This is a genomic window from Streptomyces triticisoli, assembly GCF_003270085.1.
Classification (GTDB): Bacteria; Actinomycetota; Actinomycetes; order Streptomycetales; family Streptomycetaceae; genus Streptomyces; species Streptomyces triticisoli.
In genome coordinates this window covers 1-15,805 of record NZ_QFDQ01000050.1, presented here as the reverse complement: position 1 = coordinate 15,805, position 15,805 = coordinate 1, and the positions used below count along the sequence as shown (strand labels likewise).

Sequence of the window (15,805 nt, the reverse complement as noted above, 5' to 3'; positions counted from 1 at the left end):
TCTACACCTGGACCTCGAGGCCGTCCATGGCCACTTCCATGCCGCTCTCCTCCACGGTACGCCGCTCGGGTGTGTCCTCCAGGAGGACCGGGTTGGTGTTGTTCATGTGCACGAAGACCGTCCGCCCCATGCCCAGCGACGGGAGCTGCGCCAGGCTGCCGTCCGGGCCGCCGATGGGCAGGTGGCCCATCTCCCGGGACGTCCTGCCGGCCAGGCCGAGCCGTACGAGTTCGTCGTCGCGCCAGCAGGTCCCGTCGATCAGCAGGCATGCGCAGCCCTTGATCTCCGCGCGCAGCTCCGGCGTCAGTGACTGCACCCCCGGCAGGTACACCAGCGTCCCCCCGCTGCGCTCGTCGGTCAGCCGGTAGCCCACGACACGGCCGTGGCCCACCCCGGCTCCGAACCGGTCGCGCTTGCTGGTGGGCACGTCGAACGCCCGGCAGGACAGCCCGTCCGCCAGGGCGAGGCCGGCGCCGGGGGTCACCGCCCGCCACTCGACCGGGCAGTAGCGCTCGAGCGTGCGCAGAATCCCCGAGCCGGTGCACAGGGTCTCGCGCACCGCCGGCGTGGCGTACAGCCGCAGGGCGCGGGCCTCGCGCAGCAGAAGCAGGCCCAGCGTGTGGTCCAGCTCGGCGTCGGTGAGCAGTACCGCCTCCAGCGGTGTCGCCCGGTCGTCGCGCGGGTGCAGACCGGGGAAGGCCTCGATCTGGGTGCGGACGTCGGGCGAGGCGTTGATGAGGAACCACCGGCGGCGGTCGGCGCTGACCGCGACCGACGACTGGGTGCGCGGGATGCCGGCCCGGGAGCGGACCGCGGCGCACACCGGGCAGCCGCAGTTCCACTGCGGGGAGCCGCCCCCCGCCGCCGAACCCAGCACGCGCAGCAACACGCCGGCACTCCGTTCGTCGAACCGTTCATCGAAGATCCGGGTCCGTCGCCGGCCCGGCAGCCCGTGGCCGTCTCGAGCCGTCGGAGGCGCCGGACCAGGTCCGGCGCCGTCCCACGTCCGCTGGTCCTCTACTCCTCCAGCCGAGCGACGTACATGGTCACCTCGGCCGCGACCGCGATCTCGTCGAACTCGGGCGTCTCCCACACAACGAGCTGGGACTCCATGGATTCACCTCCTCTCTGCCCGCCTGCCGGAACTGCGGCAGGCTCGGCTCCGGTCGGGTCGTCACGCGCTACGACGATTCCGGGAGGGCGAAGGTGAGCAGGGCGCTTCCGTGCCCCGCGCCGAGCATGCCGGGGAGGAACCCCTCGGCCCATCCGCCCCAGCCGACCGGCACGGCGATGTACTGCCTGCCGTCGACCATGTAGGTGGTCGGGCTGCTGTGGTGGCCGCTTCCGCACTGGAACTGCCACAGCGTCTCTCCGGTGCGGGCGTCGAGCGCCATGAACTCCCCGGAGGGTTTGCCGGCGAACACCAGGTCACCGCCGGTGGCCAGCACCGAGGCGCACATCGGGAGGTCGTTGCGGCAGCGCCACTTCTCCTCGCCGCTCGCGTCAAACGCGCTGATGGACCCCGCCATGTCCTCGATGTCCACCTGAACGCCCGCGCCCCAGTACGGAATGCTCTCCTTGAACTCCCGGCGCCGCCGGGTGGCCGTGGCGCCGGTGTCCTGGACCGGGACGTAGAAGAGCCCGGTCTTCGGGCTGTAGGCCGCGTGGGTCCATTCCTTGGCGCCGGCCGGACCCGGGTAGAAGTGGACCGGTTCCCCCTCCTTGTCCGGGTACACCTTGGCCGTCACCTGGCCGTCCCGCGTGATCGCTCCCCAGGTGATGCGGTCCACGAAGGGGGTGATCTGGACCCTCTCGCCGTTCGTGCGGTCAAGGACGAAGAAGTAGCCGTTCTTGTCGAAGTGTCCGAGTAGTTTGCGCCCGTCCTGCTCGAACAGGATGCACTCGGCGATGCTGTCGTAGTCCCACACGTCGTGCGGGGTGCACTGGTAGTGCCAGCGGATCTGACCGCTGTCCACGTCGACGGCGACGATGCTGTCGGTGAAGAGGTTGTCGCCCTGGCGGACCTCTCCGTCGAAGTCGGGCGCCGGGTTGCCGGTGCCGATGTACAGCAGGTTCGTCTCCGGGTCGAAGGTGCCGGTGATCCAGGGGTTCGCTCCTCCCCGTGCCCAGGCCTCGCCGTCGGCGGGCCAGGTCTCCGATCCGGGCTCCCCGGGCTTCGGCACCGTGTAGCAGCGCCACTGGTGCTCGCCGGTCTCGAGGTCGAACGCGTCGAGGTGACCGCGTACGCCGAACTCGCCGCCGGAACTCCCGACGATGACCATGTTCTTCACGACCAGCGGGGCGAGCGTGGCGCTCTCCCCGGCCCGGACGTCTCCGTAGGTCTTGTCCCAGACCCGCTTGCCGGTGGTGGCGTCGAGCGCGAGCACACGAGCATTCGCCGTGACGAAGAAGACCTTCCCCTGAGCCACGGCGACCCCACGGTTCACGTTTCCGCAGCACAGGGACACGTCGAAGGGGACCGCATGCTTGTACCGCCAGATCTCCACACCCGTCTTCGCGTTGAGGGCCCAGACCCAGCCGTCCCAGCCGGAGAGGAACATGACCCCGTCGACGACGATCGGGGCGGCCTCGAACGAGTAGGTCGACGCGCCCGCGATCAGGCCGGTCGTGCCGGCCTGGAAGACCCATGCGGGGACGAGGTGCTTGACGTTCTCCGTGTTGACCTGGTCCAGCGGGCTGTACCGCTGCCCGTTGTAGGCGCCGTAGTAGGTGAGCCAGTTCTGGGGCTCCTCGCGGGCATTGAGGATGCGCTCGTAGTTGACGCCGGCTACCACCGGCGGCGCGACATCTCCTCCAGGGGTCTTGTAGTTCAGGACTCCCTGGTCGACGGCCTCACCCGCGTCCACGTACTGAACGGTCATTGCCTCCTCCTTACCTACGGCCGCGGCTGTTCGGGACGGTCGAGGCGAGCCTCCGGCGGAACGTCCCCCATGACGACGATGGCCCCGGTCAGTCCTCGGCCCTCGTCATTGCCGGTGGGCGAGCTGAACCAGTAGTAGCCCGGCCCGTCGAGGTTGAGGTGCGCCCGTCCTCGCGAATGGTTCACCAGCCAGATGAACTTCCGGTCGCCATTGCTCGGCAGGAGCGCGCAGTGCGTGTTCTTGTCGTCATTGACGAGTTCGAGTTCGATATCGCCTCCATGGGGCATGACCAGAATAGAGGGATCCCAGGTCAGCTCATCCGGGTGGATACGGATGGTGGCCTGCATACGGCCTTCCGGTCCCTCGGTGGCCTGCCCAATGCTTCCGGTTCCCAGCACCTGACCCAGCGTTGCTTTGTTCTGTGCGGCCAACCCGATCTTGTTCAGCAGGTCGGTTCGCTCCTGCGCGGTCGTCATCGGGGCTTCACTCTCCTCAGCCCGAATCTCCATGTCCATTTCGCGTCGGCCGCGCTGACGGCAGCGCATCGCGGCCGGCTGCACACCTCCGCTCGGAAAATGTTCTCCGGAATCGGCCTCGAAATTTCCTTTTCGCGTCGCCTGATGCCCGGCTGGAATCGGTGTTCGAGGAGCACGCTATGCCGGATGAATCACGCCGAAAAAGGGATGAATTGGCAGCCAAGAAACACGCTACGCCGGACGGATCACACCGACAAGGGCGAGCGCCGGTTCGGGCCGGCTCATGCCGTTCATCCACGGCCGGCCACCGTTCACCCCCGATGTGCCACCGCTGGAAGGTCGTACCGGTCGAGGTTCATGACCTTGTCCCACGCGGCGACGAAGTCCCGCACGAACTTCTCCCGCGCGTCGTCGCTCGCGTAGACCTCCGCGACGGCACGCAGCTCGGAGTTCGAGCCGAAGACGAGGTCGACGCGGCTGCCGGTCCACCTGACCTCGCCGGTGGCGCGGTCGCGCCCCTCGAAGGTCTCCGCGGCCGCGGACGTCGGCCTCCACTCCGTGCCCATGTCGAGCAGGTTCACGAAGAAGTCGTTGGTCAGCGACCCCGGCGCCGAGGTGAAGACGCCCAGCGGCGACTGCCGGTGGTTGGCGCCCAGCACCCGCAGGCCACCCACGAGGACGGCCATCTCGGGCACGCTCAGGCTCAGCAGGTTCGCGCGGTCGACCAGCAGGTGCTCCGACGGCAGCCGGTTGCCCTTGCCGCGGTAGTTGCGGAATCCGTCCGCGGTCGGTTCGAGCGGGGCGAAGGACTCCACGTCGGTCCACTCCTGCGTGGCGTCCGTGCGTCCCGGAGCGAAGGGGACCCGGACGTCGTGGCCGGCGGCCCTGGCGGCCTGCTCGACGGCGGCGGCTCCGCCGAGCACGATGAGGTCGGCCAGCGAGACCTTCCTGCCCCCGGCCCCGGAGCTGTTGAAGGACTCCTGGATGCCTTCCAGGGTGCGCAGCACCTGTGCCAGCGTGCCGGGGTCGTTGACCTCCCAGCCCCGCTGCGGCTCGAGGCGGATGCGCGCGCCGTTCGCCCCGCCCCGCCTGTCGCTGACACGGAACGTCGAGGCCGACGCCCACGCGGTCGAGACGAGCTGGGAGACCGACAGCCCGGAGGCGAGGATCCGGCTCTTGAGCGCGGCGATGTCCGCCGCCCCGACGAGTTCGTGGTCCACGGCGGGGACCGGGTCCTGCCAGAGCAGCCTCTCCCGGGGGACCAGCGGTCCGAGGTAGCGCTGGATCGGACCCATGTCGAGGTGCGTCAGCTTGAACCACGCCCGGGCGAACGCGTCCGCGAGCCGGTCCGGGTTCTCCAGGAAGCGCCGCGCGATCGGCTCGTAGACCGGGTCCGACCGCAGCGCGAGGTCCGTCGTCAGAATCGTCGGGGCGTGTGTCGCCGACGGGTCGTGGGCGTCCGGTACGGTGCCGGCCCCGCCGCCGTCCCTCGGGATCCACTGCCACAGACCGGCGGGGCTCAGCTCCAGCTCCCACTCGTAGCCGAACAAGGTCTCGAAAAAGCTGTTGTCCCACCTGGTCGGGGTGGGTGTCCAGGTACCCTCGAGCCCGCTGGAGATGGCGTCCGCGCCCTTTCCGGTGCCGTAGCCGCTCTTCCAGCCCAGGCCCTGCTCCTCGAGGGGGGCGCCCTCGGGCTCGGGGCCGAGGTGGGCGTCCGGGTCGGCCGCGCCGTGGGTCTTGCCGAACGTGTGGCCGCCCGCGATCAGCGCGACGGTCTCCTCGTCGTTCATCCCCATGCGCCGGAACGTCGCGCGGATGTCCCGGGCCGCGGTGAGCGGGTCCGGGACGGTGTTCGGTCCCTCCGGGTTGACGTAGATGAGGCCCATCTGGTCGGCGGCCAGGGGTTTCTCCAGCTCCCGGACGCCGCCGTGGCGTTCGTCGCCGAGCCAGGCGCGCTCGGGGCCCCAGTAGACGTCCTCGTCGGACTCCCAGACGTCCGCCCGGCCGCCGGCGAAGCCGAAGGTCGTGAAGCCCATCGTCTCCAGGGCGCGGTTGCCCGCGAAGACCATCAGATCGGCCCAGGAGATCCTGCGGCCGTACTTCTTCTTCACCGGCCAGAGCAGCCGGCGCGCCTTGTCGAGGTTGCGGTTGTCCGGCCAGCTGTTCAGCGGCGCGAAACGCTGCATGCCGGCGGCCGCGCCACCGCGGCCGTCGTCGACGCGGTACGTCCCGGCGGAGTGCCACACCATCCGGATCACGAGCGGCCCGTAGTGGCCGAAGTCGGCCGGCCACCACTCCTGCGACGTCGTCAGCACCGCGTCGACGTCCCGCGCCAGGGCGTCGAGGTCGAGCGTCCGGAACTCCGCGGCGTAGTCGAAGTCCTCGCCCATGGGGTCGGCCACGGCGGGGTGTTTCCGGAGGATCGTCAGGTCGAGCCGGTTCGGCCACCAGTCGCGGTTGCCCGCGTCCCCCAGCGGGTGACCGCGGTGCCCGGCCGGGACGGAGAGGCCGAGGCCGCCCGCGCTCCCCTCGTTCATCTCGCCGACAACGGCGTCCGGACTGTCAGACACGGGGATTTCCTTCCGGAACAGAGGTTGTGCTGGGGACCTCAGATGTCCAGCGCGCGACGCACGGCCGGCGCGTTCCGCCGGGAAACCGGCACCATCTCGTTCGTCCGGCCGTCCATGACCAGGGACAGCTCGCCCTTGAGCCCGCGCTCGATCTCCCGGATGCGGCTGAGGTTGACCACATACCGGCGGTGCACCCGCAGGAAGCCGACGTCCGCCAGCTCACTGTCGAGCTTGTCCAGGCTCGGAGAGGCGGCCCGCAGTCGCCCCTGGTCGGTGGAGAGCCACACGCTGTTTCCCTGCGACTCGGCGAAGGAGACTTCCGGCATCCGCAGCAGCACCATCCGGTTGTCGCGCAGCGCGACCAGCCGGCGCGGCTGCGCCCGAGGGTGCGCGGACCCCCGAGGGTGCGCGCACCCCTCCGCCTGGGGCAACCACGCCCCGTCGGAGGTACCGAACGAGACCAGGTGCCCGATCAGGTGTCCGGACGAGAAGACGGGGCGGATGCTGATCGATGTCGGCTCGTCGGCGAGGTGGGCGAAGATCTGCGTCGAACCGACCCAGTCGGGATGGTGGGCCGCCTGCCCAGTGGCGTACCGGACGGCTGCGATCAGTTCCGGCAGCCCGGGGTTCCACCGCAGCGTGGGGTCGACCGCCGGGGTGGATGCCGGGACGCCCAGGAGCACGCTCGCCATGTCGTCGGCGATCACTACCTTGCCCGCGGTGTCCACCGCGGCGAGCGCCGCACCGGAGCGCGCCCTGGCCTGGGTGTGGGCCGCGACCAACTCGGCGCCGCTGTCCCGGGCGCGCCTCTTCAACGGGTACCGGGTCATGGTGACCGCGTTCGCCAGCCAGCTTCCCACGGACGCGGGAAGCCGGCTGCGCCAGCAGCAGATGCTCAGGACCGCGATCGGCTCCCTGGTCACCACGTCACGTACCGCGATGCCCGCGCAGACCCAGTTGTGGAACGCCTGGCACCAGTGCTCCGCGCCCCTGATCGGTACCGGGCCGTGCGCCTCGAGTGCCGTGCCCATGCCGTTCGTGCCGGCCGCGCACTCGGACCAGCAGAACCAGGGCGCCAGATGGGCGTCGCCGGCTTTGGCGAGCGTGGCCTGGTCACCCCACTCGGCCAGGATCCGGCCGGTGGCGTCGGTGACGGTGACGACGCCACCGAGGCTGCCCACTTCATGTGCCACGGAGGCGGCACGAAAACCCAGCTCGGCGAAGACGACATCGTGCTCGGGCGTATGGTCGGTCCTGGCGACGGCCACCGGCGCCTCCGTGAGGTGGGGATCGACCCGGTACTGCTCTCGGCAGCGGTGCCAGGAGATCGCCACCAGGGGCCGGACACCCGGGATGTGATCCTCGCCCTGCACGAACCGTTCCCACGCCGCGAGCACGGCGCCGCCGCCCAGGTTCGCCGAGACGGACTCGAGCCGATGTACATCCCTCATGGTTCAGAACCGCCCTTGGTCCATCCCCGACGCCCGACGGCGCGCACGGCCCACGCCGGTCGCCGCTCGTCGCGGCCGGCCTGCAGCGGACCGGGCACCGCCTCGCGCGTCTTCCTGCTTCGTCACTCGTTCCAGGCTGTGTCACAGACCTGCACTCCCACCCTAGGTACCGTTGCCGGGCCGCGCACGTCCCTCTCCTGGCCGCGTGTGCGAAAGGCGTCTCCGGACCGGCCCCGGACGGCGCATCCGCGGGGAGGACGCGCGGCTCACAGCAGTCGGTCCACAGTCGGCCCACCCGGCAGTACGGGGAAGCGGCCGTCCGAAGCGACTCGTACGCACCCTGGACACACAAGGCCGATGTCGGATTTCCGCCAGACCCGGCCCCGCCGGTGCCCGATGCTGGAGGCATGCAGAAGGGGATGCACACCCACCGCGAGCGCTGCGTGCGCGCCGTCCAGTCCAAGGACGCACGGTTCGACGGCTGGTTCTTCACCGCCGTCCTGACCACCCGCATCTACTGCCGGCCCAGCTGCCCGGTGGTGCCGCCCAAGCCCGAGAACATGACCTTCTACCCGAGCGCCGCCGCCTGCCAGCAGGCCGGATTCCGGGCCTGCAAGCGCTGCCGCCCTGACACCAGCCCCGGCTCACCGGAGTGGAACCAGCGCGCCGACGCCGTGGCCCGCGCCATGCGGCTGATCGCCGACGGCGTCGTGGACCGCGAGGGCGTGCCCGGCCTCGCCGCCCGCCTCGGCTACAGCACCCGCCAGATCGAACGCCAGCTCCTCGCCGAACTCGGCGCCGGCCCGCTCGCGCTCGCCCGGGCCCAGCGCGCCCAGACCGCCCGGCTGCTGATCGAGACCACCGCGCTGCCGATGGCGGAGATCGCCTTCGCCGCCGGCTTCTCCTCCATCCGCACCTTCAACGAGACCGTGCGGGAGGTCTTCGCCCTGTCGCCCAGCGGACTGCGCGCCCGCGTCCCGCGGCAGCCCACGGCGTCCGGCACGCCCCAGGGCACCCCCGGAGCCCTCTCCCTGCGCCTGCCGTTCCGCGCCCCGCTCAACCCCGACAACCTTTTCGGCCACCTCGCGGCCACCGCCGTACCCGGCGTGGAGGAGTGGCTCCCCCACTGCCTTGACGGCGTGGGCGGTACCTCCATCGGCGCCTACCGGCGCACCCTGCGCCTGCCCTACGGTCACGGCATCGCCGCGCTGACCCCGACACCGGACCACATCGCCTGCCGCCTCACCCTCAGCGACCTGCGCGACCTGCCCGTCGCCATCAGCCGCTGCCGGCGCATGCTCGACCTGGACGCCGACCCGGTCGCCATCGACGACCAACTGCGCACCGACCAAGTTCTCGCACCCCTGGTCGACAAGGCCCCCGGGCGGCGGGTGCCGCGCACCGTGGACGAGGCCGAGTTCGCCCTGCGGGCCGTACTCGGCCAGCAGGTCTCCACGGCCGCCGCCCGTACCCACGCCGGCCGCCTGGCCGCCGCGCACGGCGAGCCGGTCGACGACCCCGAGGGCGGCCTCACCCACCTCTTCCCCGCCCCGGAGTCACTGGCCGCCCTCGACCCCGAGACGCTGGCGATGCCCCGTACCCGCCGTACGACCCTGCTGACACTGGCCCGGCAACTCGCGGACGGAACCCTCCACCTGGGCGTGGAGAGCGACTGGGCGGAAACCCGCGCCCGCCTCCTGGCCCTCCCCGGCTTCGGCCCGTGGACGGCCGACGTCATCGGCATGCGCGCCCTCGGCGACCCCGACGCCTTCCTCCCCACCGACCTCGGCATCCGCCGCGCCGCCCAGGAACTCGGCCTGCCGTCCACCCCGGCCGCCCTCACCGCCCGAGCGGCGGTCTGGCGGCCCTGGCGGGCGTACGCCGTGCAGTACCTGTGGGCGACCGACAGCCACCCGATCAACTTCCTTCCCGTACAAGGACATCTAAGGACATCGCACCGATGAAGCAGCACACCGTGATCGACAGCCCCTACGGCACCCTCACCCTCGTCGCCGACGACGGCGTCCTGTGCGGTCTGTACATGACCGACCAGCGCCACCGCCCGCCCCAGGAGACCTTCGGAATGGGGGTCCCCCCGCGCGAGCGAAGCCGAGCGTGGGGGAGGGACGACCGCCCCTTCGGCGAGGCCATCGACCAGCTGAACGCCTACTTCGCGGGCGAGTTGAAGGACTTCACCCTCCCACTGCGCCTGCACGGCACCCCGTTCCAGCGCAACGTCTGGGAGCAGCTGCGCAAGATCCCCTACGGCGAGACCCGCTCCTACGGCCAACTCGCCACAGCCCTCGGCAGCCCGGGCGCCTCCCGCGCGGTCGGCCTCGCCAACGGCAGGAACCCCATCGGCATCATCGTCCCCTGCCACCGCGTCATCGGCGCGAGCGGCAGCCTCACCGGCTACGGCGGCGGCCTGCCCCGCAAGCAGCGCCTGCTGGAACTCGAACGGGGCACGGCCCTCTTCTAACCCCCCCGCCGTCCCGCAGACCGCGCAGCAGCGTGGGCAGCGCCGTGCCGACCGGCTCCCGTACGACCTCGTCGGCGGAGTTGTCGTACGGGGTCGGCTCGGCGTTGACGATGACCAGCCGTGCCCCGTGGTCGGCCACCGCTCCCGGGCGTGCCGGAGACGCGCTGCACACTGAGGCGGCTCGCGCCTCCGCGCTGCCGTGTTGGCAGTGCTTGAGGGCTGTGAAACGCTGGCTGTATGTCCGGTATCTGCGCATCGGTCTCGAATGGGTGAGGCCGGCTGCCTCTCGGGAGTCCCCCGTCCCGGCCTCCCGTTCGGGAGAAGGAACAGCCATGACGACGACCGACCACGCTCACGACAGCGGCGACCACAGTGACCCCACCTTGTACCGCACCCCGGCGGACGCCGTCGCCGCGCCCTCGGAGAAGCTCGCCTATGTCGTCGGTTTCGACCCGACCGCACAGCGCGCGGACGCGTTGCTCACCGTCGGCACCGACCCCGAATCCCCCGCATACGGCCGCGTGATCTCCCACGCCGAACTGCCCGACCTGGGCAACGAACTGCACCACTTCGGTTGGAACGCCTGCTCGAGCGCGCTGGCGCATGCCGGTCATCATCACGCCGCACGGCGCTACCTCATCGTCCCGGGACTGCGCTCCTCCCGGCTGCACGTCTTCGACACCAGCCCCGATCCCGCCCACCCGCGCCTGGTCAAGGTGGTCGAGCCCGAGGAGTTGGCCGCCAAGGCCGGATACTCGCGCCCGCACACACTCCACTGCGGTCCCGACGGAATGTTCCTGTCCTGCCTGGGCGGCGCGGACGGGGCGGACGGGCCCGGCGGCGTCGCGCTGCTGGACCACGAAAGCTTCGAAGTGCTGCGCGCCTGGGAGAGCGACCGCGGACCGCAGCGGCTCGCCTACGACCTCTGGTGGCACCTGCGCCAGAACATCGCTGTGACCAGCGAGTGGGGGACCCCCTCGATGATCGAGGACGGCCTCGTCCCCGATCTGCTGCTGGATCGCCGGTACGGCCACTCACTGCACTTCTGGGAGCTGGACTCCGGCCGGCACCTGCAGCGCGTCGATCTGGGGGACGAGAACCAGATGGTGCTGGAACTGCGCCCCGCGCACGACCCCGAGGCCACGTGGGGGTTCACGAACACCGTGGTCAACGTGGAGGACCTGTCGGCGTCGGTGTGGTTGTGGACCCGGGAGGGCGAGGACTTCGTCGTCCACAAGGTGATCACCGTGCCGGCCGAGCCCGCGCGAACGGAGGACCTGCCCCCGGCTCTGCAGCCGTTCGGCGCCGTGCCCCCGTTGATCACCGACATCGACCTGTCGGTGGACGACCAGTGGCTGTACGTATCCGCATGGGGAACCGGCGACCTGCTCCAGTACGACGTGAGCGACCCGTTCCGTCCCAGGCAGACCGCGTCCGTGCGTCTCGGCGGCATCGTCGGCCGACAGCCGCACCCCACCGAGCCGGAGACTCCGCTGACGGGCGGAGCACAGATGGTCGAGCTCAGCCGCGACGGGCGGCGCGTGTACCTGACGAATTCCTTGTACGCCGCCTGGGATGAGCAGTTCTATCCTGCGGGCATCGACCCATGGATGGTCAAACTCGACGCCGACACCTCGCACGGCGGCCTCTCCGTCGACAGCCACTTCTTCCCGCACGGCCCGGACTTCCTGGGCTTGCGCGTGCACCAGACACGCCTGCAGGGCGGCGACGCCTCCTCGGACTCGTACTGCTACCGCCGCTGACCTTACGCTCCGTGAGCGCCGACGCCGGGCCCGCGGCGGTTGCCGCCCCGGTTTCGAAGAGCGAGAACAAGTACCTGGCCGTCCGACGGCGGACCGCCGTGCACCCGGCAGGTGCAGCACATCGAACGAGACCACTCGAATGCGCGAAAGGCTGAGGTCAGAGGGTGCTCTCGGTGCTGATCCCGCGCAGCAGCTCGGGCAGGGCGGTGCCGATGGGTTCGCGTAGGACCTCGTCGGCGAGGTCGTCGTACGGCGTCGGTTCGGCGTTGACGATGATGAGTCGTGCGCCGTGGTCGGCGGCGACGCCGGCGAGTCCGGCGGCGGGCTGGACCTGGAGGCTGGTGCCGACGGCGATGAACACCTGGCACGCCTTGGTGATGGCGACCGCCTGGCCGAGCACCTGCGGGTCGAGGCGTTCGCCGAACATGACGGTGGCCGACTTCAGGATGCCGCCGCAGTTCCGGCAGGGCGGGTCGGCCTCGCCGGCCTCGACCCGGGTGAGGGCGTCCTCCATGGGCCCGCGCGCGTGACATTTCGTGCAGACCACGCTGTGTACGGTGCCGTGGAGTTCCAGGACCTTGCGGGCGGGCATTCCGGCGAGCTGGTGCAGGCCGTCCACGTTCTGCGTGATGACCCGCACCGGCACCCCGGCCTGCTCCAGGTCGGCCACGGCGCGGTGCGCGGCGTTCGGCTCGGCCTGCAGGGTGCGGTTCTTGCGGCGCATCTGCCAGGAGCGGCGGCGGATGTCCGGGTCGTTCATGTAGTAGCCGTACGTCACGAGCTTCTCGGCCTCGGGGTCCTTCCGCCACAGCCCGTTGGGCCCGCGGTAGTCCGGGATGCCGGAATCGGTGGAGATACCGGCGCCGCTGAGGATGGCGACGAGGGGCTTGGTCATGGGACCGAGGGTAGGACGGGGGGTGCGGGCGGGCGAACGGATATCCGTCCGCCCGCCCGGACCCCGCGGTGGTACCTTCCGCACATGGCCAAGGTCACCGTGGCGCTCGACGCCGAACTCGTCGTGGAAGTGATGGTTCTCGCCGGAGTGGGCAATCCGCAGGACGCCGTCGAGCTGGTCGTCCGCGACTACATCGAGCGCGGCCACCGTACGGAGGCCAGGGTCGCCGAGCGTGACGAGGCGCTGCGCGAGGTGGACGTCAAACCCCGGAACGTCCAAGGGTGAACCGCTCGGAGTGATCAGCCGGCGCGGTGGCCGTTCTCCAGTTCCACCGGGCCCGTGCCGTCGGCCAGGACGTCGAGGGAGGTCAGGACACGGCGGGCCGTGACGGCCGGCAGGTGGGCGGTGAGTTCATCACGGGGGACCAGGCGCCAGGACAGCAGCTCCTCCTCCTGCAGGCGGATCGCCTTGAGGTCGTCGTCGGTGAGGACTCCGCCGTCGTAGAGGTACGCCACCAGCGGCGGGCGTCCGGTGCCGGGCACCCAGTCGACCGCGAGCAGCGGGCCGAGCTCGCGGTCGAGGCCGATCTCCTCCAGCGTCTCGCGGCGCGCGCCCTGGCGCGGGGTCTCGCCGTCGTCGGACTCGACCGTGCCGCCCGGCAGCGCCCATCCCTCCCGGTAGTTCGGCTCGACGAGGAGCACCCGGCCCCGCTCGTCACGGAAGAGGGCGGCGGCAGCGGCGAGGACACGGGGGAGCCCGGCGATGTACGTGGCGTAGTCGGCAGTGGTCATCCAGGAAGGGTAACCAGGCGCAGCGTGCGGTCCGCCAGTTCGGTGATGCGTGCGCCGTCGAAGCCGAAGACCGCGCTGCGGACCGTGTCCTCCAGAGGGTCCTTCCACTGGGAGGGGATGGCGTCGGCGCCGGTCAGGACGCCGGCGACCGAGCCGGCCGTCGCGCCGTTGGAGTCGGTGTCCAAGCCGCCGCGGACGGTGAGCGCGATGGTGCGGGTGAAGTCGCCTTCGCCGTAGAGGAGACCGGCCGTGAGCACGGCGGCGTTCGGGACGGTGTGGATCCAGCCGAGGCCGGCGGTCTCGTCCGTGAGCGTGGTCAGGGTGTCCTCCCAGGACATGCACGCCTCGTACAGGGAGACCACCCGGCGTACCGTGCGGGCCAGGCGGCTGCTCGCCGGGATCACCGTGAGCGCGGTGTCGACGGCGGCGCGGGGGGTCGGGGCGGTGAAGGCCGCCGCGATCAGGGCCGCCGCCCACTGGGCACCGTAGACGCCGTTGCCGGTGTGGGACAGCACCGCGTCGCGGCGGGCGAGGGAGGCGGCGCGGCGTGGGACGCCGGGGCTGGTCCAGCCGTAGACGTCGGCGCGGATCAGGGCGCCGATCCACTCCTGGTACGGGTTGTCGTACGTGGCCGTCAGGGGCGGCTTGAGCCCGTTGGCCAGATTGCGGTACGCCGCTCGCTCCGCGGTGAACGTCTGCAGGTACGGCAGCCGCAGCAGCCACAGGTCGCCGACCTGCTCGGTGCTGAAGGCGAAGCCGTGCGTCTCCAGGAGGTGCAGGCCGAGGATCGCGTAGTCGATGTCGTCGTCGCGGCAGCTGCCGTGGATACGGCCGCGGACGCAGCTGCGCCACTCGGGGCGCAGGTCCGGGCCGTCCTCGTCGCCGGCCGGCGGTTCGGGCAGGTAGTCGGTGAGCGGCAGCGCGGCCGCCTTGCGCAGGTAGCGGTCGATGCGGTCACGCGTCCACACCTCGCCCTGCTCGACCGGCTTGCCGAGCATGTTGCCCGCGATACGGCCCAGCCAGCCGCCGAGGATGCGGTCGGCGAGTTCCGACTCGGTGCCCACAGAGGTCACCACAGAGGTCATGGGAAGGGTCTACCCGATTCCGGGGGGCGGTCGCGCGGGGCATGACGGTGGGGACCGCCGCCGGTTAGGGTCGCAGCGGCGCGACTGACCCTGACGTGCGGGCCCGGAGAGGGAGGGGATGGCAAGGTGGCGGACGCTGCAGTGCACGGCACCCGGAGGGTGCTGATTGCCGCGGACAAGTTCAAGGGGTCGCTGACGGCCGTGCAGGTGGCCGAGCGTGTGACGGCCGGACTGCGCCGGGTGGTGCCGGAGGTGGAGGTGGAGGCGCTTCCGGTGGCCGACGGCGGCGACGGGACCGTGGCCGCGGCGGTCGAGGCCGGGTTCGAGCGCCGGGAGGTACGGGTCGCGGGGCCCCTCGGGGACGAGGTGACGGCCGCGTTCGCGCTGCGCGGCGACACGGCGGTCGTGGAGATGGCCGAGGCCAGTGGGCTGCAGCGGCTGCCGGCGGGCGTGTTCGCGCCGCTCACGGCGTCCACGTACGGCTCCGGGCAGCTGCTGCGGGCCGCGCTGGACGCGGGCGCGCGGACGATCGTGTTCGGCGTCGGCGGGAGCGCGACGACGGACGGGGGCGCGGGGATGCTGTCCGCGCTCGGGGCGCGGTTCCTGGACGCGGACGGGGAGCCGGTCCGGCCCGGCGGCGGGGGACTGGCGGAGCTGGTCCGCGCGGACCTGTCCGGGCTGGATCCGCGGTTGGGCTCCGTCGAGCTCGTGCTCGCCAGCGACGTCGACAATCCGCTGACCGGGCCGAAGGGCGCGGCGGCGGTCTACGGGTCGCAGAAGGGCGCCTCGCCGCACGACGTGGAGACGCTGGACGCGGCGCTCGCGCACTTCGCGAAGGTGCTGGAGGGGGCGGTCGGGGCGCGGGCGGCGGAGTACGCGGTGTCGCCCGGCGCGGGCGCGGCGGGTGGTGTCGGGTACGGGGCGCTGCTCCTCGGGGCGCGCTTCCGGGCCGGTATCGAGGTCATGCTCGACGTGCTGGGCTTCGCCCCGGCTCTGCGGCGGGCCTCGCTGGTGATCACGGGTGAGGGTTCGCTGGACGAGCAGACCCTGCACGGCAAGGCTCCTGCGGGCGTCGCGGCGGCCGCGCGTGCCGCGGGCAAGGAGGTCGTCGCGGTCTGCGGCCGGCTGGCCCTCGCGCCGGAGGTCCTGGGTCACGCCGGCATCCGCCGGGCCTACGCCCTGACCCAGGTCGAGCCGGACGTCTCCCGGTGCATCGCGGACGCGGGTCCGATTCTGGAGCGGGTGGCGGAGCGGATCGCCCGCGACGTCCTGCTCTGACGGAAGCTTTGCCCGCCCACCCGTCTCGGTGGGTCGGAAGGTGACCGTCCCCGGGGCTCCGCCCCCCGGCCCCGGCGGGGACTCCCGCCCCCTGCACCCGGGGGCTCCCGCCCGTCCGCTCGTCTCGGTGGGTCG

14 protein-coding genes and 1 pseudogene are annotated in these 15,805 nt (G+C 71.5%); 5 read left to right on the top strand and 10 right to left on the bottom strand.

The window, feature by feature from the left end:
- Window position 1: 1 nt before the first annotated feature.
- From pqqB to DEP02_RS08890, 6 genes are all read right to left on the bottom strand, one after another.
- Window positions 2-889, bottom strand: a complete 888-nt coding sequence (gene pqqB / locus DEP02_RS08915) for a pyrroloquinoline quinone biosynthesis protein PqqB (protein ID WP_112466806.1) — start codon at window positions 887-889, stop codon at window positions 2-4.
- A 128-nt stretch (window positions 890-1,017) separates the two neighbouring features.
- Window positions 1,018-1,113 (bottom strand): pyrroloquinoline quinone precursor peptide PqqA, encoded by a 96-nt coding sequence (gene pqqA, locus DEP02_RS08910; protein WP_112466805.1) that lies wholly within the window; start codon window positions 1,111-1,113, stop codon window positions 1,018-1,020.
- A gap of 68 nt (window positions 1,114-1,181) precedes the next feature.
- Window positions 1,182-2,882, bottom strand: coding sequence for a PQQ-dependent dehydrogenase, methanol/ethanol family (locus tag DEP02_RS08905; RefSeq protein WP_112466804.1), 1,701 nt, complete (start codon window positions 2,880-2,882; stop codon window positions 1,182-1,184).
- Between the two features lie 14 nt (window positions 2,883-2,896).
- Window positions 2,897-3,358, bottom strand: coding sequence for an MSMEG_3727 family PQQ-associated protein (locus tag DEP02_RS08900; RefSeq protein ID WP_112466803.1), 462 nt, complete (start codon window positions 3,356-3,358; stop codon window positions 2,897-2,899).
- Between the two features lie 311 nt (window positions 3,359-3,669).
- On the bottom strand, window positions 3,670-5,928 hold the full coding sequence (gene katG / locus DEP02_RS08895; RefSeq protein ID WP_198668356.1) for a catalase/peroxidase HPI: 2,259 nt from the start codon (window positions 5,926-5,928) through the stop codon (window positions 3,670-3,672).
- Between the two features lie 38 nt (window positions 5,929-5,966).
- Window positions 5,967-7,379 (bottom strand): DNA-binding protein, encoded by a 1,413-nt coding sequence (locus DEP02_RS08890; protein ID WP_112466802.1) that lies wholly within the window; start codon window positions 7,377-7,379, stop codon window positions 5,967-5,969.
- A gap of 407 nt (window positions 7,380-7,786) precedes the next feature.
- Here DEP02_RS08890 and DEP02_RS08885 point away from each other — a divergent pair, with 407 nt between their 5' ends.
- Window positions 7,787-9,343: an AlkA N-terminal domain-containing protein gene (locus DEP02_RS08885; RefSeq protein ID WP_112466801.1), complete on the top strand. Its 1,557-nt coding sequence runs from the start codon at window positions 7,787-7,789 to the stop codon at window positions 9,341-9,343.
- Complete coding sequence (locus DEP02_RS08880) at window positions 9,340-9,858, top strand: methylated-DNA--[protein]-cysteine S-methyltransferase (protein WP_112466800.1); 519 nt, start codon at window positions 9,340-9,342, stop codon at window positions 9,856-9,858. The genes DEP02_RS08885 and DEP02_RS08880 overlap by 4 nt, the downstream gene beginning before the upstream one ends.
- Here DEP02_RS08880 and DEP02_RS34485 read toward each other — a convergent pair.
- Window positions 9,785-10,003: pseudogene (locus tag DEP02_RS34485) on the bottom strand (hypothetical protein); the annotation flags it as partial. The gene DEP02_RS08880 and the pseudogene DEP02_RS34485 overlap by 74 nt on opposite strands.
- A gap of 187 nt (window positions 10,004-10,190) precedes the next feature.
- Here DEP02_RS34485 and DEP02_RS08870 point away from each other — a divergent pair.
- Window positions 10,191-11,621 carry a selenium-binding protein SBP56-related protein gene (locus tag DEP02_RS08870; RefSeq protein ID WP_112466799.1) on the top strand — a complete coding sequence of 477 codons (1,431 nt, stop codon included), beginning with the start codon at window positions 10,191-10,193 and terminating at the stop codon, window positions 11,619-11,621.
- 157 nt (window positions 11,622-11,778) lie between these two features.
- Here the strand turns inward: DEP02_RS08870 and DEP02_RS08865 are convergent, their stop codons facing one another.
- Window positions 11,779-12,516, bottom strand: a complete 738-nt coding sequence (locus DEP02_RS08865; protein ID WP_112466798.1) for an SIR2 family NAD-dependent protein deacylase — start codon at window positions 12,514-12,516, stop codon at window positions 11,779-11,781.
- 84 nt (window positions 12,517-12,600) lie between these two features.
- On the opposite strand from DEP02_RS08865, the gene DEP02_RS08860 reads away from it, so the two are divergent.
- Window positions 12,601-12,801, top strand: a complete 201-nt coding sequence (locus DEP02_RS08860; protein WP_112466797.1) for a type II toxin-antitoxin system VapB family antitoxin — start codon at window positions 12,601-12,603, stop codon at window positions 12,799-12,801.
- A 14-nt stretch (window positions 12,802-12,815) separates the two neighbouring features.
- On the opposite strand, the gene DEP02_RS08855 is transcribed toward DEP02_RS08860, so the two are convergent.
- Together DEP02_RS08855 and DEP02_RS08850 are read right to left on the bottom strand one after the other, a co-directional pair.
- Entirely contained in the window at window positions 12,816-13,307 is a 492-nt protein-coding gene (locus tag DEP02_RS08855) for an NUDIX domain-containing protein (protein ID WP_112466796.1), read from the bottom strand.
- Window positions 13,304-14,380: an ADP-ribosylglycohydrolase family protein gene (locus DEP02_RS08850; protein WP_112466834.1), complete on the bottom strand. Its 1,077-nt coding sequence runs from the start codon at window positions 14,378-14,380 to the stop codon at window positions 13,304-13,306. Before DEP02_RS08850 ends, DEP02_RS08855 begins: the two co-directional genes overlap by 4 nt.
- Window positions 14,381-14,518: 138 nt before the next feature.
- On the opposite strand from DEP02_RS08850, the gene DEP02_RS08845 reads away from it, so the two are divergent.
- Window positions 14,519-15,670, top strand: coding sequence for a glycerate kinase (locus DEP02_RS08845; protein WP_232839023.1), 1,152 nt, complete (start codon window positions 14,519-14,521; stop codon window positions 15,668-15,670).
- Window positions 15,671-15,805: the final 135 nt, after the last annotated feature.